General features: G+C 46.2%; 10 protein-coding genes and 1 riboswitch. Of the genes, 1 reads left to right on the top strand and 9 read right to left on the bottom strand.

Translation table 11 applies throughout. The features are described from left to right. Positions 1 to 7: 7 nt before the first annotated feature. Entirely contained in the window at positions 8 to 1,027 is a 1,020-nt protein-coding gene (gene qoxA, locus NST40_RS04570) for a cytochrome aa3 quinol oxidase subunit II (RefSeq protein WP_036680822.1), read from the bottom strand. A 487-nt stretch (positions 1,028 to 1,514) separates the two neighbouring features. On the opposite strand from qoxA, the gene NST40_RS04565 reads away from it, so the two are divergent. Then, on the top strand, positions 1,515 to 2,651 hold the full coding sequence (locus NST40_RS04565) for a polysaccharide deacetylase (protein ID WP_076129583.1): 1,137 nt from the start codon (positions 1,515 to 1,517) through the stop codon (positions 2,649 to 2,651). Positions 2,652 to 4,029: 1,378 nt separating this feature from the next. On the opposite strand, the gene NST40_RS04560 is transcribed toward NST40_RS04565, so the two are convergent. The 8 genes from NST40_RS04560 to NST40_RS04525 form a co-directional block, all read right to left on the bottom strand. After that, positions 4,030 to 5,736 carry a methyl-accepting chemotaxis protein gene (locus NST40_RS04560; RefSeq protein WP_076276826.1) on the bottom strand — a complete coding sequence of 569 codons (1,707 nt, stop codon included), beginning with the start codon at positions 5,734 to 5,736 and terminating at the stop codon, positions 4,030 to 4,032. Positions 5,737 to 5,939: 203 nt separating this feature from the next. Continuing rightward, positions 5,940 to 8,504, bottom strand: coding sequence for a DUF4430 domain-containing protein (locus tag NST40_RS04555; protein WP_076276825.1), 2,565 nt, complete (start codon positions 8,502 to 8,504; stop codon positions 5,940 to 5,942). Between the two features lie 169 nt (positions 8,505 to 8,673). Next, a riboswitch (cobalamin riboswitch) is annotated at positions 8,674 to 8,877 on the bottom strand. A 127-nt stretch (positions 8,878 to 9,004) separates the two neighbouring features. Then, positions 9,005 to 12,001, bottom strand: coding sequence for a glycosyltransferase (locus NST40_RS04550; RefSeq protein ID WP_342410442.1), 2,997 nt, complete (start codon positions 11,999 to 12,001; stop codon positions 9,005 to 9,007). Further along, positions 11,998 to 13,260, bottom strand: a complete 1,263-nt coding sequence (locus tag NST40_RS04545; RefSeq protein WP_076129587.1) for a hypothetical protein — start codon at positions 13,258 to 13,260, stop codon at positions 11,998 to 12,000. The genes NST40_RS04550 and NST40_RS04545 overlap by 4 nt, the downstream gene beginning before the upstream one ends. Before the next feature lie 82 nt (positions 13,261 to 13,342). After that, positions 13,343 to 13,984, bottom strand: a complete 642-nt coding sequence (locus tag NST40_RS04540) for a beta-mannanase (RefSeq protein ID WP_076219741.1) — start codon at positions 13,982 to 13,984, stop codon at positions 13,343 to 13,345. A 24-nt stretch (positions 13,985 to 14,008) separates the two neighbouring features. After that, positions 14,009 to 15,283 carry a VWA domain-containing protein gene (locus NST40_RS04535; protein ID WP_076129588.1) on the bottom strand — a complete coding sequence of 425 codons (1,275 nt, stop codon included), beginning with the start codon at positions 15,281 to 15,283 and terminating at the stop codon, positions 14,009 to 14,011. A 293-nt stretch (positions 15,284 to 15,576) separates the two neighbouring features. Beyond that, entirely contained in the window at positions 15,577 to 17,979 is a 2,403-nt protein-coding gene (locus NST40_RS04530; protein WP_081387491.1) for a transcription initiation factor TFIID, read from the bottom strand. 4 nt (positions 17,980 to 17,983) lie between these two features. Then, complete coding sequence (locus NST40_RS04525) at positions 17,984 to 21,373, bottom strand: tubulin-like doman-containing protein (protein WP_076194441.1); 3,390 nt, start codon at positions 21,371 to 21,373, stop codon at positions 17,984 to 17,986. Between the last annotated feature and the right edge of the window lie 33 nt (positions 21,374 to 21,406).

Genomic DNA, 21,406 nt, shown 5'->3' with positions numbered 1-21,406 from the left:
ACATTGACTAGTGTCCGTCATGTGTTGTGCTCTCTTCTAATGGAGAACTAGGTGTCGGCTCATCCAGTTCTGGATTAGGCTCGGTGTTGAATTCCGTCTCGCTGGATGGTGCTGGAGTCGGGTGAATTTCTTTATTATCCTGATGCTCCATACTTCCGTTATCCGTATCCATTTCAGTGCCACCATTACTCATATGGTCACCATGGCTTCCCGGAGGCGGGCTAAAGGATAAGTGAGTATTCGTATACGTTTTACGTCCGACATGTTCCATTTCCAAAAGACCTTTAAATTCATCTTCCGTCAGTGGACCCGCCGTTTCTTTAACGTCTTTCACCCATTCCTGATAGTCCTTATCTGTCATCGCAAGTGTTTCAAACTCCATGTGGGCAAAACCCTTACCATTAAAGTTCGCATTTCTTCCGACATAAGAACCTACAGTATCAGCTGAAAGATGCAAGGTTGTGATCATGTCGCTCATCGCGTATTTTTGTCCTCCCAATTGTGGGATCCAAAGACTTGAGATCGTACCGAAAGAATACAGTCTGAACTCTACAGCGCGGTGAACTGGAATGTTAACGTAGTTTACTGTTTCGATACCTTCTTCTGGGTAGCTGAAATGCCATTTCCAGTTAGAGGAGGAAGCATAAATTACAAGCGGTTTCTGATCTTTATAATCCGCTGCAACATTTTCTACATCTACTGTTGTTTTGACGGTGACTACGGAGAGGAATGCCACGATAATAATCGGAATGGTAATCCAGATAGCCTCCAGCCATTTGTTTCCTTCCTCGTGAGGAGGAATATAATCTTCGTTGCTTTTTTTAGCACGGTATTTCAAAAGCACAAAGACATATAAGATGTAGACAACTGCCAGAACGCCGAGCATCATAACAATGGAGAGAATGATCGTGTCAGATAAAGTTCTTGCAGCCGGCCCCTTCGGATTCAGAACAGCGATTGAACTGCATCCTGGCAAGAGTAAAATTAGGCTGAGAAATAAAGCGTATAACGGTCCCTTTTTGTTCATGCTTAAGCTCCTTCCTTCAATACTTCTTTTATTAACCCTCAACATTAACCTTAATATATAGTAAGAATTTATGGGGAAGAAAGCAAAAGACTTATTTTTCCATTTAGCCTAAAAAAGACCTTAATAATGGCGAACAAGTTAAATATGTGTGATCAATTTGTTACAAGTTTCTAATAGTATGATAAAGATCACTGTAACGGCGCTGTTTATGGGTTGAAAAATTCCGTTCAAACTTTGTTCAATAGTTTACTAAAGTTGCTAATTTAGACACATCTATTCTGCGCAAAACAGGGTGATTTTAACCATTTTTTGTTGATGCGCCAGTATTTAGCTGGAGTCGCGTGCTTTTTATGATTGTGGTTGAAATCACAGTTAACTTCTAAAAGGTAACAAATTATTCTGCTGGGGGTTACAATCTCTCAAATTTCATTCTATCAATGTATGATAAGGTAATAGACAAATATACATAGATAGGAGATTTTTGACGATGTCTTTAAAGAAAGTATGGCTATTATTAATCGTATTATTCATTGGTTCCGGATCAATACGAGCGATAGATTCAGTGAATGCAGCAGGTGCAGGCTCCCTTAGGTTAGGTGTGAACGATAAGTTAACAACTATTGAAGCAGTTTCGGTAAAAGATACCTATTACGTTCCTCTACGTGATCTATCACAGGAACTTAAGTTAACGCTAACTGGAGTGAGCGATGGGATAAAAGTTACAGGTCAGAACAGATCAATCAAACTGCTGAATGATCATGCAACAGCTACTCTAGGCGATGGAAAGACCATATCCATGAGTACATTTTTGAAAAACGGAAAAACAATGGTTCCACTGAAATTGACCTCTTATCTTGGTTTTGGAATTTCCTTTAAAGCAGATCAATATTTATTGCGTGTAAAAGATGGCTCGGCTACATTAGATGATGCAACATTTGTAAGTAAGTTTAAAAAGGAATTGAAGCCAACCGCAACTCCTGGAACTTCTACGCCAACTGTTGGGAAGCAAGGTAAGACCGTATACCTCACCTTTGATGATGGGCCAACGGCTACAACTTCTACATTGCTTGATATTTTGGCAAAATATGATGCGAAGGCAACTTTTTTCATGATCGGACCGAATATGAACCAGCATACTGCGCAAGTGAAACGGATTGCGAATGAAGGACATGGTCTCGCATTGCATGGAATGACGCACCGGAAAGAGAAGTTTTATGCTTCACCTGCGGCTGCGCTGGGAGAGATGGATAACGATAACGCCATTTTGAAAAAGATTACAGGTCAAAGCACTACACTGATTCGTCCTCCTTATGGAAGCAAGCCTTATTTCACAAAGGCCTTTAGAGATAAAGTCTTGGCTCAAGGTTATCATCTGTGGGATTGGAACGTGGACTCAGAGGATTGGAAATACAAGGATGCTAGTACAACGATCTATAATTCGGTTATGAATCAGGTTCATAAGCTGCAGAAATCGCAGACCAATCCAGTGATTCTGATGCATGATCAAAAAGCTACACTTAAAGTACTTCCGCGTATCTTAGAGTCATTGAAAAAAGAAGGCTATACATTCCACGTCATTAGCTCAGATCTGAAACCTCTGAATTTCTGGAAGGATACACGCTGAGTTTTTTTGAAAAAATCAAGAGGGAATCCCAACAGCTGTGAACTAGCTGTTGGGATTCCCTCTTTTTTTGGTCTTGAACTAAACACTAATTTTTGTTTAATCCAACCACATTCATGCTCCCGAGTTTTTCTATCGGACCCAGATGACCTTAATTGCTGGATTTGCCTCTGTTTCGGGTGCTTTCGGACCACATAGCCGCTATTGGTGCAAAAACCACCCGTTATCAGTATTTTCCACACCAATAGCTGCACTGGTGTCCGAAACTTCGCTCCAATGGCGATAAATATGGAAATAGCGGCTACTGAGTCCTAAACTCCACTCCAAAGCCAATAAATGTACAAACGGCGGCGGCTGTGTCCGAAACTCCACTCCAAAGCCGATAAATGAGCGAATGGCGTCTGCTGTGTCCGCCAAACCAGTGGGGATGAGTATGAGCCCACGGTATCGGACCCAGATGACCTTAATTGCTGGATTTGCCTCTGTTTCGGGTGCTATCGGACCACATAGCCGCTATTGATGCAAAAAACACCCGTTATCAGCGTTTTCCACACCAATAGCTGCACTGGTGTCCGAAACTTTGCTCCAATGGCGATAAATATGGAAATAGCGGCTACTGAGTCCGATAGCATATGGGGATGAGTATGAGCCCACGCTATCGGACTCAGAAGACCTTAATTGCTGGATTTAGCTATATTTCAGATGCTATCGGACCTCATAGCCGCTATTGGTGCAAAAAACACCCGTTATCAGTGTTTTCCACACCAATAGTTGCACTGGAGTCCGAAACTTCGCTCCAATGGCGATAAATGGGCAAATAGCGGCTACTGAGTCCGATAGCATATGAGGATGAGTATGACTCCACGCATCGGACCCAGATGACCTTAAACTGGGGAATATCAAGTAGACAGTGTGTTTGAAAAACTAGAGATCAGCCGGGAACACTAGGGGTACGGGGTACGGGGTACGAGGTACGAGGTACGAGGTACGAGGTACGAGGTACGAGGTACGAGGTACGAGGTACGAGGTACGAGGTACGAGGTACGAGGTACGAGGTACGAGGTACGAGGTACGGGGTACGGGGTACAGGTTCCGGAGTACGAGCATACCGAGCATCCCCAAGGTTTTTATTGTTTCCACGCCTCCGTCTTGACTCTAGTGTCGCTGGAGGTCACATAGCATATGTTTACCCGGCAACCTACTGAAACCAACTTACATCTCTCCCCCCTGACCTACTGAGACCAGCTTACATCCCTCCCCTTGACCAACTGAGATCAGTTGGCTCGCACTTGCTCCCAATCTGCTATAACCACAAACAGCAGAGCAGCGATCTCCGTTACTGGAGAACCGCTGCTCTGCTGTTTTAATATTATTATGAAGTCTATAGTTTGAAGCTGGACAATGTCTTTTGCAGATCTTCTGCGAGCACCGCTAAATACTGAGCTGAAGCCGACATTTCCTCCATTGCGGATAGTTGCTCCTGACTCGCTGCACTTGTGTCCTGAACACCTTCTGCACCTTTACTAGATATAACGTTGACCTGTTCCATAGCTGCTGCGACACCTTGTGATTCCATGGCCACATGAGCAACCGCTTCTCTAATCTCCGCTGTCTGTAAGGTAGCTTCTTTAATGGAAGTCTGAATCTCATGAAAAGCTTGAGATACCAGATGACTTTGAACTACGCCATTGGTGACTAGCTCAGTACCCAAAGCCATGGATTCTACTGCGCTTTCGGTTTGCTTTTGGATATGTGTAATAATATCTGTAACCCGCAAAGAACTATTTCTAGTTGCTTCCGCCAGATTACGAATTTCTCCAGCAACTACAGCAAATCCCCGTCCATGCTCACCAGCCCGTGCTGCTTCTATAGAAGCATTGAGCGCAAGCAGATTCGTCTGTGTAGCAATACCGTTAATCGTTGTAATAATTGTATTAATCTCTTGTGACAATGTCCCCAGATTAGAAACAATCTCCTGACTCTGAGTTACACTGAGGTCAATTTCCTTCATCTGCACAATGATTTGGTCTACAGCCTCTACTCCACGATCCGATGAACCGGAAACTACTCCCATTAGATCCGACATTTCATAGCTGCTGCCCTCTACGGCTGCAATATCATTGGTCATTGCTTTTATGGAACGTGTTGTACTGTTAATGCTCTCTGTCTGCTCATCAAAACCCGCGGCAATCTCTCCAGAAGATACAGCGATCATTTGTGAAGCCAATGAGGTCTGCTCAGCACTAGCGCTCATCTCTTCCGATGAAGCTGACAGCAGTTCTGCACTCTCTGCAATCCCTTGCATCATCTTCCGCAAGCCCTGCAGCATATTGTTAAATGAACTGTTAATTTGGCCGATCTCATCCTTGGCGGTGTACGTTGCTACCACGGTCAAATCTCCATCTTCTGCCCGCTTCATTAGTCCTTGCAGTTCTTTAAGCGGTTTTGTTATCAGGCGAATGATTGCAATACTAATCAAGATACAAATCACCCAAGCGAAAGTAATCATTATGGTATTGTTTACACGCATGCTTTTAGCGGTTGCCATGGAACCTGAATTGTGTTCATCAGCATCTTTAAGCAAAGAATCACTAATTCCTTTAAGCAGGTTGATCATTTTTTCACGGGATTCGTTAAATTCGCCTGAAAATACTTTATAGGCCTCTTGATTATGATTACTATCAGCAATCTTTATAATGTTATCCCGCTGTGCACGATAATCTGGCAAAAAGGACTCATACTCTTTGATTTTACTTACAATAGCAGGATCATTATACTGAATCGCTTTCACCTTGTTCATAAGTTCATTATTATCTTGAACCTTCACTTGGATACTCTCAGAAAGTTCTTTGTTTTTGCTGGCATCAACGCTAATCAAACGCTCCAAAAGATAGGATTCAATAGCCCGATTATTCGTACGCATCTGCCCTACGTAAGAAACAGGCAATAAATTTTCATTATATGTCTCATTTGTCTTTTCGGCCATTTTGTTCATTGTGATGATGCCTATGCCCCCTACAGCATTCACCATAATTACTGCGAATACCAAAAGCAGCCCTATTTTGTATTTCACTTTCAAATTTTTCATCTACACTCCGCCTTCACATTATCTTATGATCTATCTATTTTTATCGGTCGGAAGGGCTAAGAGTTTGATGATTTTTAAAATATTGTGTCGAATAAAAGTATATATTGTCATAAAACGACTTTCCTCAAATATAAAAAGGGCGGGCACCCGATCCGCTATTACTCCGAATCCATGTGTGCCCGCCTAATCAAACTTCCTCTTCCTTATTCTCCAGAGGTATAGTACCAGTACAAAGTATCACCGTTCTGCAAAATATAACTGTCTGCACTGATGCTTGGATCAGCATCCCGGTTCGTTTTATACTTCCATCCGCTGCTTGGACCTCCATCAAATTCAGCCAACCCGTCAATAGATTTCACGTAGATGCTTCCAGCGTTGCCGGATGATACTACCTTAGTCCCTAATTGACTGACTAGTAAGCTATAAGCCGTTTCGCCCTCTTTTAGAGCTACTGTTGTACTGGCTAGGATGGTTCCTTTCCGGCTATCTCCAATCACTGAGAGGGTAGCGGTAGCTTTTGCTGGAGCAATAACAGACGATCCGACAGTCAGAGACTGAGTATAACGCGCTACGCTCGGTACGCTATCTTTAGCATAACCGGTAACAGTTATTGTATAGCTATTTGCTGGGAGACCCCCATCAACAACAGCCACACCTTGTTCATTCGTGATTACCTTCTTATCACCAACCGAAACCTGCACACCTGCAGCCGGTGAGGTAACCGGATCAGAAGTTAAGCTTTCCTGATTCCACACCCACTTTTTCTGTGAAACCTTTACAGTAAAAGCTTCATTAGCTTTTGGCTGTGATGGGGTAAGCACCACAGCATCTACAACCTGTGTATTTTCTCCTGCATAATAGACAAGTACACGATCGGATTCCTGTAGTTCGAACGCATCCATACCCACACTTGGATATATCCACTCCCCGCCGCGTGATACCACGAAGCTCCACCATCCGTCGTAAGTACCTTGCGAAACTCCATGGATACCTGATACAAAGTTGCCATAAGACGATTTGGTGATATCTACTTTAAAATCATCGGTAGACCCTAGTTGTTGCAACGCTTCAAGGGCATTGGAGGCTTTCAAAGTCCCCTCACTAATCAACCCTTCCGGGCCTTCAACGGTTAGCGAAGCTGTTACATTCTTAGAAATCACTTTTAGAGCTTTTGTATATTTAGCAATCGTTGGGGCTTTGCCTTCACGGTAGCCAGTTACAGTCAGTGTATAGTCACCTGCGGGCATATTTCCTGAGAATACGGCCTCACCTTTAGCATTCGTCGTTACCGTCTGAGCTCCAATTTGGACCTGAACACCCGCAGCTTTTGCAGTTACAGGAGAGGAAGTGTTCGTAGCAGCGTCCCATTTCCACGTCTTACTAGTTACAGTGACGGTAAAGGAATCGCCCTCTTTAAGATTTGCTTTGGAAAGCGTAACGGAATCCACAAGCTTAGTGTCATCTCCGGCATAATAAACCAGTACCTGATCTGAATCTTTAAGTACAAAATCACTCATGCCTACATCGGGATTAATCCATTTTCCGTCACGTGATACAACATACATCCATCCGTCATAACCACCAAAGCTTCCAGCAGCAATACTTCCGATGCCAGTCACATAACTGCCCGAAGGATTTGTGATCGGCAAGTTCGTTTGAAGCGCCAGCTTCTCTAACGCTCCAAGTGCGTTGCCAGCATAGGCGTACCCTTGTGCCAACGTGGCCTGTGGTCCCTCAATCGTTACTGGAGCGTAGATGAGTGAGCTCTGAATGGAGGATTTGGAAAAATCGTATAGCTTACTGTTGCTTCCTTTATATAGCAAATTATAGGCAACCAGCGCCTGAAGACCTTGCTCTGTCGCCAGAATATTACTGCTTCCACCACGGCTATGGGTGAAGCTACCATCAGCTAGACGATAGCTAAGCAGGTTCTCCATTAGATCCACTTTGTTTTTGGTGTATTCTAATCCACTAGGATCAACTCCGAAGGAGGTGAGTCCAAGGATTGCTTGTGCGCTACTTTCAGCACTGTCACCGTAACCCCCATGGCTATCTTGAGCTGTAGATAACCAAGCTACGGCTTGTAGCCCTGCTAAGTAGGCTTCGGGATTATTTTTATGTGCCGCCAGAGCCGTCAAGGTTATCGCTGTCATATCAGGCTCACTTGCACCTGAGGTTAGTGCAAAGCCCCCATCCGGATTCTGTTTGGAGAGAATCTCCGTAAGGAGCTTATCCGCCGTCCATTTCGCGTCACTTGGGATATTATATTTACCAGAATCCAGCGCAAGTAAAGCATATACCGGATTATTAAGCGTCTGTTCACTGAGCTTGCTATTATTATAAATTTTCTCAATCAGATTATAGCCAGGAGTCGTTCCGTTACCAGCAAAGCTAGTAGGATCTGCACCAATCGCTCTCACTGCGAGCACGATTCGAGCATAATCGGTTACATTGGTGAAATCGCCAGCTGCATCCTTTACTTTTTTCTCAAGCTCTGAAAGGTAACTAGCCGGCAGCTTGTACCCTGCTTGCGCTAATCCAATGGCTTGCCAATCCGATTGCACGCCACCTTTCAAGAGATATTCTGCAGCCGCATAAGTCGCATCCGCAACATTAATCCGCTCCGCGGCAGTTGCCTCCAGACCGGCGCCAGCGCTCGCTTCTGCAAATATTTGTCCCGCCGGAGCAAGAGATGTTCCTAGAATTGAAATGACCATGAATAAGGCCAGCCCAAGTGCTACAAACTTGGAAGACATGATTTTCTTCATTGTTTAACCTCTTTCTGTATAAGAATGGGTACTGCCGGGAATAAGACGCATAACATAAAGACCGCCCCTTTGGAGGGCGGTCAGGGAAGATTACAAATTGAGGCTGCGGCGCTTGCTTCCTGCCAACAGTCCATCTGTATATGTTCCACATTCTTACCCCACGAAGAATAGAAACGCTCACGAAAAAGGCAGGTCTCCTGGCTAATGCTTCATCGCTGTTCTTCACCTTCCCACCCTACCTTCGGGGCAGTGGCTTATAGAAGAAACGCTCCGCACATACAGTGGCGGGACCGCGCCGGACTCTTGCACCGGACTTCCCTTTTAAGCAGACGACTAGATTGATTTAGTCTGCACCTTTTCCAGTATGTAGTATCTTATTTTGACATCCATAATCATATCTATTAATACATAGCATGTCTATAGAAAAGCTTAGTATGGGCAGCAAAAAAATGAACAGCAATACGCCACCTTCCGGTAGTTATTGCTGTTCAGAAAGCTTGTTATTCGACTGTTCCATCCGGACTTGCAGTCGGGGAGGGTTCAGCACTTGAATCAGAAGCTGGTGGAATATTAGGATCGAGATCTACGATCAATGTAAATCTTCCGGCTTTGATCATACTTTTCTCTAGAATTGTCGCTCCAGACTCCAATGTAACCTCAACCTGATAGGAAGGTTGTTCACCTTCAGTCACAGCTGTTGCGGAAGGTAACCCAGTACTGTTCTCAGTATCAGAGGAAGGCGTAGGAGACGGAGATGCATCAGCTACAGAATTAGTAGCATCTGCACCTTCTGCTGTTCCTCCAGTAGTGCCAGCGGTATCTGACTCGTCAGCGGTGTTTCCCTCATCCGTCCCATCCGTTGACGGCACTGGACAAGTGCCATTTGTAGCAGCGACCTTAAAGCTTTTATCTATCTCTGTAGACGAAGACATTAAACTAACCTCAGTCGGTTGAAACTGCACACAGTCATCTGCACTTGCGAAGGTGAACACCAATATGCTGCTCCCCTTATCTCCTTCGACGCTCTGATCCTTCAAGTATACTGAAGCCGGAGGCAGCATATTGCCTGCACTCTGGACAGGGGTCGGCTCAGGGCTTGTCCCCGGCAGAGCCGTCTTCGTATCATCCGGACGCAGCATACTGAATACGATAATTGCAATAATCACCAGAATACCCGTAATGGAGCCGGAGATTAAGAGTCGAAATCGGCTGCGGCTGATCCAGCGCGCCAGCGGGGAAGCCAGTTGGGAGCGGGCTTCATTGTACACATTTTGCAGAGCAGGCCGAGCTGCCGCGACATAGTTCTTTCGGAATTCCCGATTCTTGAACGCTTCACGATCACTGCTCAGGAAATACTTCAGAATCGCCTTACGGTAACCCGGTTGCAGCTTTTTATTCGAAACCGTAAATAAAGGATTGCCTTGCGACCAAGCAAAAAACCGATAGATGATTTCTTTGTCGGAACCGGCTTTACGCTTTAACAGCTCCAGAAGCGCATCGTAATCCAGCGGACCCCCTTCACGCTGAGTTGTATAGTAAAAGGCTAGCGGAAGCCGTTCAAAGGGTTCCAGAACACGCGCCTCTTTTAGCAAACGACGACCCAGTAGCTGCACATCGTCTAGTTCCTGCGGAGACAATCCTGTAAAAATCTCCTCATTCGGCTTCTCTTCACCAAACCAGCGGTAAGCGGCACGCAGCGCATTCTCTTTCTGCTTGCTAATCCTATCCAGTGGCGGCTGCCAATCGACAACATTACCATACCGTAAAAAAACTACCTCCAGAAGCTCCTCCTGCGTCATATCAGAAAGCGATAAGCGGTTCAGTAAGAATCTATCTGCTGAAGCAGCAAGATCCTGCATTAGGGAGAGTGCCTTAGGAGCAACTCCTGTTCCTTTGCGGCGATCTTTTTCTGCCTTATCTACAATTTCATGAATTTCCGCCACAGAAGCCACCGGATCATGCTCCAGCTGGAGCTTTTCTAGCAAATAATCCTTCACAGCATTTTGAGCAAAAGACTGCTCTAACGCCACTGGCAGGAACCGCCCCCAATGGAGCACAAAGCTCAGAATATCCGCAGATCTGGACGCCGCAGCTAGTCTTGATTCCATGTAAGGCTCAAGCAGCTGCTTACGGAAATAAGTTTCAGACATCACGCGCTGGAAGTAAGCTGCACTTAACTCATCATTACTCTCAATGATCCCGTAAGCAGCACTCAAAATATCCTTGCGGCCCGCTTCCACACTATGAAGCATCCCATTGATGAAATAATCCACGATTCTGACCCTGTAATTGTGATCCTTAAGTACAAAATACTCTTTAAAGCATTCCATAATCGCCGGATCTGGCACATTTCTTTGCCGAATCAGATCAAATTCCCGGTCAAATCTTTCTAGGAAAATATCATTCAAGCGGATTCTAGAATGAATTGCACCGTCTGGTTTAAGGTAAGAAAGCAAACCACTTAGCACCGCACTCTTGTTTTCCGTATATAAATGCTCGTTCCCTTGCTCAATCTCATAAAATATAGCCAGCTCATTATAGAAAGAAAGGGTTAGCTTGTGCTCAGGACTCTCTCCACGCAGAATCTGATCGGCGAAGCTTACGAAGTCGTTAATATCTCCTGGATTCAGCAGTAACAGCTTCCACACCAAATCAGCATAAGGCTGGCGGGTCTCGCCAAAATCGACATTCCCCATCCGTCCGGAAGCCAAATCAAAGGTATAATCCTTCTCAATACTGCGGTCACCGGGACGAAGTGAACCTTTTTCCACAAAGCTAAGATGTATATATTTACGGCTTTGCGGTTCATTCGCATACGTAATCACGCCTAATCTACGGCGGAATTCATACGGCAGCACGCTATACAGAATTTCTGTAAGCTCCACCGCCCGCGCGGACAACTCGGTGATAGGTACGTTTAGAGCCACGTAGATTTTTTTCTTACCTGCTACAGAGAGCATCACCGCTTGCAATAATGCCTTGAATATCCCTTCATCAATCCCTAACAGGCGTAAGCCTGCAATTGGATCAGGGCTGCGGTCTGTGCGAACAACTGGAATAGAGGGCAGCTCCGGCAAGGTTCCACCAAGCTCTCCCGTATAACGCTCTGCAAAATCAGCATGCAGCCAGTCTCCATAGCTCTGCACAATTTCTTCGGAACGTGAAGCAGGAACTACATAGTTATGTGCAAAAAAAGCGCTTCGTTGGCCTGTGAAATCGGCCGCTTGATAACGACTAAGCCCAATAACTGTATCCCCGTTCTCAGCATGAAATAGGTGCAGCGCACCAGGATATGCAGCCTCATCCTTCTCTCCACGTGCGGTTAACTCCGCAGGAGCATCGTAGAGGCAGAAGGGATGAAGGATTTTTTTCACAAAATTATTGTCTAGACTATCTGATTTCGCTACCGTATCGAAGCCTTCTGTGGAACGAAACACTCCGCGACGTTCGCGGGTGTACATCTGTTGGGCGATTGTTGACCCTGAGAAAACATTCACGGGCCGTCGCTCCCCTCAATATACTTCAGCTTATGCAGCAGCCAAATAAAAGGCTCGTCTACACGAATCGGGCTAACTACACCCTCAATCTTTTGATTCACAGGGTTGCTGCCCAACGCAGATACTGCAAAATAACCCGTATTCGCGAAATAAACATCCATTGTATCTTTAAAGGGTCTGTCCACCTTACCAATAAATCTGCGAATTTCCCCGTCGATATTATGAAATTCGTCCATGTTTAATGTTTTGCGGTGAACATAGTTATTGAACACATTGCTGTTGGACTTGATGTAATCGCCATCCTCATCCTTCAGTGAATGCAGCATATCACTTTTGGCAAGCACAACCGCTGTTGGAATGTCTGTTTTGCTCTTTTCCTGATAGGCAATAAAATCACCGAACATCGTCAGCACCACATCGCGCGGCTCGTCATATTGTGAGACCCATTCTCCCGGGCGGTCACCGATGTTAATATGAATCTTTTCACGGATAGAACGGATTTGCAGCGGATCGACCATAAACAAAATACCCGCAGAGTTCTTGATATGCTGACCATGAAGTCCAAGATAATCCTGATCCACCATACCCTCACCTGCTACATCAAAGAATACAAGTGTCAGTGGCGGTTTATTTTCATCCTTAAAGACAAATTGAAAGATAAAAGGCTCCTGCATTTTTTCCTTCTGTGTAGAAGCCAACAGATCTCCACGCTCAAAAAGCGGTTCCTCATACAATGTACGGAACTTACGGCTAATCTCTGCATTAAGCGGCATACAAGCGGCATCAAAATGACCTGCTGTAGTATGCTGCAATGTGTGGATCAGCGAGGTCATATACACCGATTTCCCGACTTGGGATGCCCCGATAATCGAGATGATGTTACTTGGCACCTTCCCGGCAGTCACCGGCAGCTCATTATGGCAGGACGGGCAAAGCCGTCTGCGCGTAAGCACACCGTAACGATCCGTAAGCCCAGTTAACACATGATCCGTGTAATGATGATATTCTTCCGGAATATCCGCCGGGTTGATAATCGCTTCTATGTCATCTACCGTATCAAGCCCAAAGCGCTCACGGTATTTGTTCAAGGCGTCATCCTCACCCAATGCGTAATTTTCATCGTCCTCCCGGCTGTGCATAGCCCGAAAGACGACATCCTCCGGAGAGAACTTGGTGAAGCAATACGGGCACACTATATCGTAAAAAAGCGGCCGCGGCTCCGGCTGATTCTTTTTCATAAAACGGCTAAAAAAAGACATCTACTCATCCTCCCAAAAGTTGTATCTACGTACTTGCTATGAACGCACTGCTCATTACCCGCTTGTACGCGTAGACCCAGTCTCACTCCGGTACCAATTCGTAATAAAGCCCATATTTCTTGCCATCGGTGAAAAAGATGCGTACAAAATCATCCTTACCGATTTCAATCGGCGGAAGTACATTGCGTCCAGGAGCGAAATCCTGGACGAAGGGAAAGAGAATACCATCCTCTTTCCCTGCAGGATGCCCTCCACGTTTCTTGACATAACAGAGGACATCCCGTGCCACGGGCACTTCTGCCGTAATCGCCATATGTACGGTCTTTTGTTTTCCGAATAAGGCTTTTTTTTGTTGAATGGAATAATAGATCCGGGCTTTGCCTGCACTGACCATCACCCGGTTCACACCATCATTTTGCCTCACCAGGGCAGTCTCACCGTTCTCAGCAAGACGAGCAAATATCGTATAGGATATCAATCCGATCTCATCCAATCGATCACGATAACCATTGTTAGATTTGTATTCCTCACGAGTGTAGAGCTTCATCCCGACCGGCGGATCATCTCCGGTTCCTATGTCAGCCGCTTCTGCGGAGGTTTTGTGGATGTACACCGCCTGCACGCCGTCCGGCCAGCGCCATCTCAGCGTACAGAATCGGTCATCCACTTGAGATGTCACATCCGTTATTCCCGGAGCGGAAGCATTAACCTCGGCGTACCTCATTACTGTAAACCCCTTTCCGCTACACTAGAATCCTTTGCTGTTCCGGCTTCTGCGCCGACCCGGAAAGTTATCCGATGCTGGTGCAGGCGCTGCGTTATTGTTTCTTCTATTTCGATAAATACGTCCTTCTCCTACCGGAATGACGCCTGTAAATAATGCAATAATAGCAGCTAATATAAGAACAGCCAGAAGACGAATAAGACTATCTGTAAAGGAGTCACCGCTAAGTCCAAATTCCAGAATCAGTCCTGCGAACAAGCCTGATATTACGCCGCCAATCCCAAAGCTTTTAGCCAAATGACGGTTATCAAACATAATTCCCAGACCTAATCCAAGCGCAGCTCCCATCAACATCAGTGACAAAATACGAACCGCAGCATAATAAGGACTGTCTGCCGTTGAATCACTGCGCTCAGTTAGCAGCGTCCGATCTCCCAGACGGTCATAGATCTGCTGGAACACATCGCCCAGCAGGGCTGAATCCTTGACATCATAATAGTGTCCGCCTGTCACTCTCGCAATATCCTGCAACAGCTGAGTGCCTGCTGGATCATTCAAGCCCAGACCAATGGTATTCACGGCAATACCGCGCTCTACATAAGCCTGCAACTCTCTTGTGGTATCGAAATTACTCACTCCGTCAGACAACAAGATGACCATGGCTCCTTGGTCTTTTTTGCCGTCACTGTCAATCTCCTTGAGTGCCTCTGAGACCGCACCGCTAATATTCGTGCCGCCTTCGGTTGGCTGCAGATTATCGATTGCAGTCAGCACCTTCTCACGATTCTCCGAATTTGAGAGTGGCGTTAAAGGTTGGACAACTACCGCTTCGTTGTTAAAGGTCACCACGGCTACCTTATTGTCAGTGTCCATTTTTGTAATTAACGCTTTTGCTGCGGAATACCGGCTATTATCGGGATCACTCTGTGTCATACTGCCTGAGTCATCGATAGCCATTACTACATTCTTAACTGGTCTGGCTCCGCCAAAATTCAGCTCATAAACAAACTCCGTTAAAGCTCCAACACCAAGTGCAAGTACAATCATCAGAGGCAGCAGCTTCCACGATAACCCCAGATAGCGCTGCTTCCATGAAGCTCCGTTCAGTCGTGGCGAGATCATCTCTGCAAGCAGGCAGCCTACACCGACTCCCAGCGCCACAATAGCAAAATAAATACCCACAAGCAGGATGGAAGGCAGATCGTTATACCAGCTTAGCAGCCATTCGCCAAAAAGAAAGGCGACCCCGCCGCCGATCAGACTGAAGAAGAGCAGCAGCAGATTGATTTTTCTCTGCATCGTTATACTTCCTTTCCGGGTAAAATCTGAATTGTACTCTTATCCTTTAAACATTCCGGGGGTTATGCTGCCTGATAAACGGGCTACCCGGATGTGTTATCATCCCCCAAATTGCACTTTGTGCAATAGAATGGAATAGGAGAAACATCTATTTCTATTCTATTGCATAGTGTGCAGTGGAAATAAGGAGAAATGTCCCTATCCCAGAAATCTAATTAAGAGTTATATCCGATGACTCTATTGCACCAAGGCAATAAAGGGACTTAAAGTGAGGGGACCTATCTATTACGCCATCAGCGCATCTCAGGAAGCTGATCTTCACTCAGCCCATGGAGCTGATAGCCATTCTGAGCATAAGTCTCATAATAGACCTTACCGTTGCGATAATAGAGCAGGTCTTCTAAATGAAAGCCGCCCATCAGGTTTAGCTTCTCCACTCCGCTCCTCCGCTGCTCATGCACGAATCCTAACCGGTAAATCCGGGTTGTCTCATCCACTCCAAAGGCGTAGCGTAGGAATTCTGATGAGCTGTCTCCGAAGAAATATTTCTCCTCATGACGATGCTCTTGCGTGTATTCGAATAGCCGAACATTAATGGCCGCGCCCTCTTCCAAATTATGATACAAGCGCTTGAACAGCTCTTCCCTCGATAGAACCTGACGATTCTCATAGGCTGCCGCAACATTTGCACGCCGCAGAAGCTCTTCCTCAAAAGATAAATTAAAAGGTTCTGCTGTCAGCAGCTCCCGGCGGCAAATATCAATCAAACGCTCAATCACAGCTTCTTTCCCTTGTTCTAAGAGCTTGGAGATACTGCCCATGTACTTCTCACTGAAGAATATTCCAGGTCCACGCCGGGTTTCGATATCCTTCATCACTTCTTCTGTGACTACGCGGTAGTATTCCATTACGTTCTGACCCGTTGTTTCGTTTGTTCGCCCAATGCTGTCCATAACAGTAATACGCAATTCTTCCTCCAAAGTCTCCATAGCTTTCACACGAGCCATACTTTCCATATGAAGCTGCTCAAGTGCAGATTCCAAACGACTGCATAGGGCAAGCTCACTTTCTAGGCCCAATAGTTCATATTTTTTGCCATATACGGCTGAGAATAAATAATGAATGAAGTTACGTACTGTTCTTTTATCAAAAAGCGGCACACGCTGGAACGGCTGGCGCTCCACGCTTTCTGCGTAAAGATCCTCAAGCTCCTCCTGCATGGAGAGAATCGCGGAACGTAAGCCTGCCATATGCTGACGTAAAAGATGGAGCACACTTCCGGCTTCATCACGATCTGCCGTCCACTCCGTAAGCTGATAAAAGTTTACCGCTGGCGTAGATGTTTCCTGTGCCGCCAGCATAGTGCGCCATTGGCGTAATGGATTCATTCCCTCTACTCTCCGGTTTGACTCTGCCACAAAGTTATTGCGGAAATAAGCTTCGCCCCCGTCACCGAACAACTGCCGTTCAGCTTCACGAAGTGACAGCTGCTTCAGTTCATTATAGGTAGGGCGTCCGTGACTCATTAACCCCGTCATTTCATTCAGGCCGTCTTTCTCCGGAAGTAGGTGTACCGCGTGTTCCCGCAAGCTGTCAGGGTCCAGCCCTAACAACGCCTGCCGTTCACGTATAGTCCACGAACTACCCTCACGCATATCGGAGACAAGCCGCCGGAACGCATGATACAGCACCGCCAAAGCAATTTGAACATTAGGTCTTCTTACCCCGGAAAAGCCAGCAGAGGCGTAGCCTTGTCTTCCAGTGCTGCCCCTGATGCCGCTTTTGAAGGTCATATTGTTATATCCGCCATGACCAGTAGCCTGATCAGAAGCCGGGCGGACCCGATTTTTGAGCAGACTAATATGAGAAATAATCTCGTAGTTGTCATCCATACCGTGTGCAGACATCATACCGCGCTCATTCTTATCGGAGAGCAGATACACAAGGTCAAATAATGCGGAAGGACCATGGGCAACTGGAATCGACAGACCGTCTTCCGTCACAAGTAACGGCGCATTAAACTTATAGTCCGTAGCTTGCATTCTGTCCAATTCACGCAGAAAAGCCAGCCCTACTGAGCTGGAATATCCAAAATTATCCCCTTGCTCCCGCTCATTGATCAGAGCGTAGAGATCTGTCTGTACGGACTTAAAGGACTGGCCGAGTACAGCACGAGCCAGCAGTGTAATTTCCGGCAGCAATACATTAAGCGGATCATCAACCCGCGTAATGATAGAGAGATGGATGACGTCAAAAGATGAATATAGACGTCCATAATCCGCTATACTGTTGCTCAGCCGCCGGATAACTTTATTCATTTCAGCAAGATAACGTGTATCCTCATGAAACTTGCGGTAAAGTTCATGACGCACAGTGCGTGGATCTGACCCTGCCGTTTCCGGCAAGGCCATGGCCAGCACCCGGTCTTTTCCTCCCGCAACAGATCCACTTATACTTCCGTCTATTCCCTCTTTTGCCGCACCTGTCACAGCATGTAATGCCATAACACCGCCGGCGTTATCCCATTTTCGTTCGCAGCTATCCAGCACCGGACCGATGGCCGGAGCAACCTTGTCGCCTACGAACAGAAACAGGGCAGGGTAATGGATGCTGCTGCGTCCATCCCCTTTGCTGCGCTGTGCCTCTTCCTGTACCGCATATTGTTCACCATAAGATAATGCCTGTGTTTTGATCATAGGCCTATTTCAACTTTCTGCGGATACTGCCGAGCTTGCTAGTCATGCTCTTGTAGAATCCGTACATCTCATCGCCGCTCTCATACTCTACCCGTTCGTACTCCAAGCTGTCGCGTGCTTCCAGGAATGATACATACAGTCCTTCCAGCTTATAGAGCAGCGGGGTAACGTCTTCAGCGGCAGTCATTTCACCTGCACGACGTGCTGCCTTACGCAGCAGTACGCTGCGGCTCTTCTCATCCAGCTCCCGGAAGTGCCGATACACGGCATACTCTACGTAGCTGCGCTCTTTCATCAAATTAGCAAACGGCTCCCAAGCGTCCTCTTCTTCATCACGGTCATAAACGTAGAGTGCGCCTTTTTTGATAATGCTGTCCGTATACAAAGCTTCAATGAACTGATCCATCCACTTATCTTCGTCCAGATATTGATGAAGCACACCTTCAAGCTCAGCGGCTTTGGCAGTCAGTTCAGCATATTTAGCCAGCTCCACACGAACACGTGAAATCAGCTGCGGTGAACGAATGAGATTCTCCTGCGCCATGTCCTTGTTGATGCTGCCAAAGATATCTTTAATGCCTTCCCGCTCCAAGCCCTTCTCACGCAGGCTCTTCAGCTCATCAACCGCCTTCTTCACTTCACCGAGATTTGGGCGTGTAGATTGCAGCTGCATATCGAAACCGTTCAAAATGGCGTCCAGATCAAAAGGTTTGGTGAACACAACAGAATATCTGTTACTTGTGTTCTCATCTACACCTTTTTCAATAATGACTCCACTTGCCAGCGCTTTTGCAAAGTCTGCACGCACTCTAGCGTTATAATCACGTACACGAGAATTGACGTAAGTGTCGCCCCATGATTTTTCCGGAATCGGAGAAGGCAGATACGTCCAGTTGTTCTTATCCGTCATCACGAGATGGCGGCCGATCCCTTCCTTGTCGAGAATGGTCCGCTCATAGTTTTCTTCAAACACCCGCAGCGGCGTGTATACGAAAAGTGGCACACCGTTACGTGTATTAAGCCAGAAAATACGGTTTTTCACTTGGCTCTCCTTGATCGTAAATTGCGATTTGCCAAGCGCATTATTCTGATAATTACGAATCCCTTTTAGGATACCCGGCGCTTTAACAGGCACGGAAACGAAACCCCATGATGGGAAATGTAAGCTGCCTGAGCTATTGCTAAGGTGGAAGGTAGGCACAGCCTCTTCGTCCAATTTACCGGCAATAATCCGCTCAACGAATTTATCCAGCGGCTCTTCATGGCCGAATTTCATCACAAGGAAATCCTCCATCGAACGGGTAATCAGATCCCCAAACTTATCGCTAAGGAATTCCGAAATTGAGCGAACGATATCAATCTCCTGCTCTTTGACCCAACGTCCGGAATGCTTCAGCATTTCACGGGTGAAGTCACGAATCAGGTCGTCGCCGTCCTTCTGATCCATAATCTTGGAGATGGTCGCCGAAATATCCGGCACGTTCACAATGTTCCAATAATAAGTTTTGTTTCCTTTATAGTCTGCCTGCTCTTCGCCATTGATAAGGATGTCCCCGTTCTTGGCAAAAATCGAGCTAAGCGCACTAAGAATCTCTGTAAACACACCGTAAATCCGGCTGTTCTCATCGTTTAAGAGCTCATATAAGTCCTCGTAAAATTGAATCATTTGCTCAGTGCGTTCTACATCGGCGTGCAGCCAATACTCATTGATTTTAGCCTCAATATAGGCATTTTTCTTCTTCTCTTTGGAGACAAAAGCACTGCGGGCATCGCTCAGCTTCTCATCCGCACTGTCCTGCGCTGTCTCAATATCACGTGGCAAACGCAACAAGCTTTCACGTAAAGCCTCAATATAAGACTGAATCAGCTTCAAAATACAGAAGCCCTTCTCGGTATACAGCAAGCGGGAAACGTAGAACGGTCCTTGCTCTGGATGCAGGAATATGCGCTCCAGCTCTTCACTGAAACGTCCCACAATTTCGCCAGGCAGCTGCTTTTTCGATTTGATATATTCTTCACGGGCACGAGCCAGGAAGTTCTGCTCCAGCTCTGTATCCATGCTTACCACTTGATTCTTAACAACATTGGCATGGCTCAAGCGTTCGCTGTTCTCGTAGCCTGGCAACGGCTCAGGCACACGGGATTCAAACGTCTTGATCATACTGTCGAGATCAATTCCAAGCTTACGTGCGAATTTTTCTACATCCTCTTGACCTGGCGCCTGCTGGAACATTTTTTCCATTTTATCAAACAAGCGGAAAGCCAGGTAAGTCGTCATTTCCTCAATCGGAAGCACAGCGGACGAGGCACCGATAATGTTGTATTCATAGTTAGCTGGGTAGGTCTTGTTCATCTGCGCAATGTTGGTGCGGATATTGCTGATATAATCATGGATGGCGAATTCTTCACCAGACTGTTTTTCTTCACTCGCCATAAAGTTCGTGATGTTCTCCGCCGTTACGTTCATACAGTAATCGTACGCATTCTCCAGCAGCTTACCCTCGGTATTCGTTGCAGAGATCAAATGACATAGATTAAATGGAGGCAGCGGTGAATTTACTGTCAAAATATTACCGTATTGCTGCTGGAACCGCTCACCACGACTGTCCACATTCATCCAGTAATCCAGCTCTTTTAGCGCTGCATAACCGTTCTTGCGAATATATTCACGCGTGTGCTCGCTTAGACTTTTATTAGACAGGTTCACGTCAGGTGTAAAGAGATAACCCAGCGTGTTCACACGGTCAATACCGGCTGATCCATAGTCACGTTCAATAATACCGCGCACGATATAGGCAATATCCAAGAAAGCCCCACTGCCTGTACCGCCCGACAGACCTGTCAGCAGAAAGACCATCAGCTTTTTGTTAGTGCCTACGGATAACGTCTTGATCTTCTTATCAATCGCGCCTACAACCTGATTAATCTTGGTGAACAAAAGCAGACGTCCAGCCTGCCGCACACCAGCAGCACCATTCATACCATCTGTGATACTCAGCTCAGGTGACAGCCAATCCGTAATGTACGAATCGAGGATACTACGGTTCTGTAGCAGTCCGCCGATTTCCGCATTCGCCAGGAGTACAAATTCATTTTGCGGGTCCAGCCCAATGCCTTTGTATTTTTTTCCGCGATCCTGTTCATTCGTCTCAAAAGCTAGAAATTCTACATTATCCGGCTTGTCCCGTTTCTTCTTGGATATAGGATCCTCCGGCAGTTTAAAGCGGCGGTTAATCTGATATTTAAGACGCAGCAGGGCATCAATGCCCGTGCCGCCTAGTCCAATGATCAGGATCGGATTATCAATCGTATCCACCCTGATTTTATCGCTGACAATCCCGCCGCCTAGTGATACATCCAACTGCTGTATATGCTCTCTTACTACTGGTTTCATATGCTTATCCTCCTAAAAGTTTTGCGGAAGCTG

Origin of the sequence: Paenibacillus sp. FSL R10-2778, from assembly GCF_038593035.1 — a bacterium.
Classification (GTDB): Bacteria; Bacillota; Bacilli; order Paenibacillales; family Paenibacillaceae; genus Paenibacillus_AQ; species Paenibacillus_AQ odorifer.
The sequence above is the reverse complement of the archived record's forward strand: the minus strand, read 5'-3'. Positions and strand labels throughout refer to the sequence as shown.

Bases quoted from the DNA above. Each gene is read 5' to 3' on its own strand.
- qoxA (WP_036680822.1), bottom strand. From the start codon at position 1,027: ATGAACAAAAAGGGACCGTTATACGCTTTATTTCTCAGCCTAATTTTA.
- NST40_RS04565 (WP_076129583.1), top strand. From the start codon at position 1,515: ATGTCTTTAAAGAAAGTATGGCTATTATTAATCGTATTATTCATTGGT.
- NST40_RS04560 (WP_076276826.1), bottom strand. From the start codon at position 5,736: ATGAAAAATTTGAAAGTGAAATACAAAATAGGGCTGCTTTTGGTATTC.
- NST40_RS04555 (WP_076276825.1), bottom strand. From the start codon at position 8,504: ATGAAGAAAATCATGTCTTCCAAGTTTGTAGCACTTGGGCTGGCCTTA.
- NST40_RS04545 (WP_076129587.1), bottom strand. From the start codon at position 13,260: ATGTCTTTTTTTAGCCGTTTTATGAAAAAGAATCAGCCGGAGCCGCGG.
- NST40_RS04540 (WP_076219741.1), bottom strand. From the start codon at position 13,984: ATGAGGTACGCCGAGGTTAATGCTTCCGCTCCGGGAATAACGGATGTG.
- NST40_RS04535 (WP_076129588.1), bottom strand. From the start codon at position 15,283: ATGCAGAGAAAAATCAATCTGCTGCTGCTCTTCTTCAGTCTGATCGGC.
- NST40_RS04530 (WP_081387491.1), bottom strand. From the start codon at position 17,979: ATGATCAAAACACAGGCATTATCTTATGGTGAACAATATGCGGTACAG.
- NST40_RS04525 (WP_076194441.1), bottom strand. From the start codon at position 21,373: ATGAAACCAGTAGTAAGAGAGCATATACAGCAGTTGGATGTATCACTA.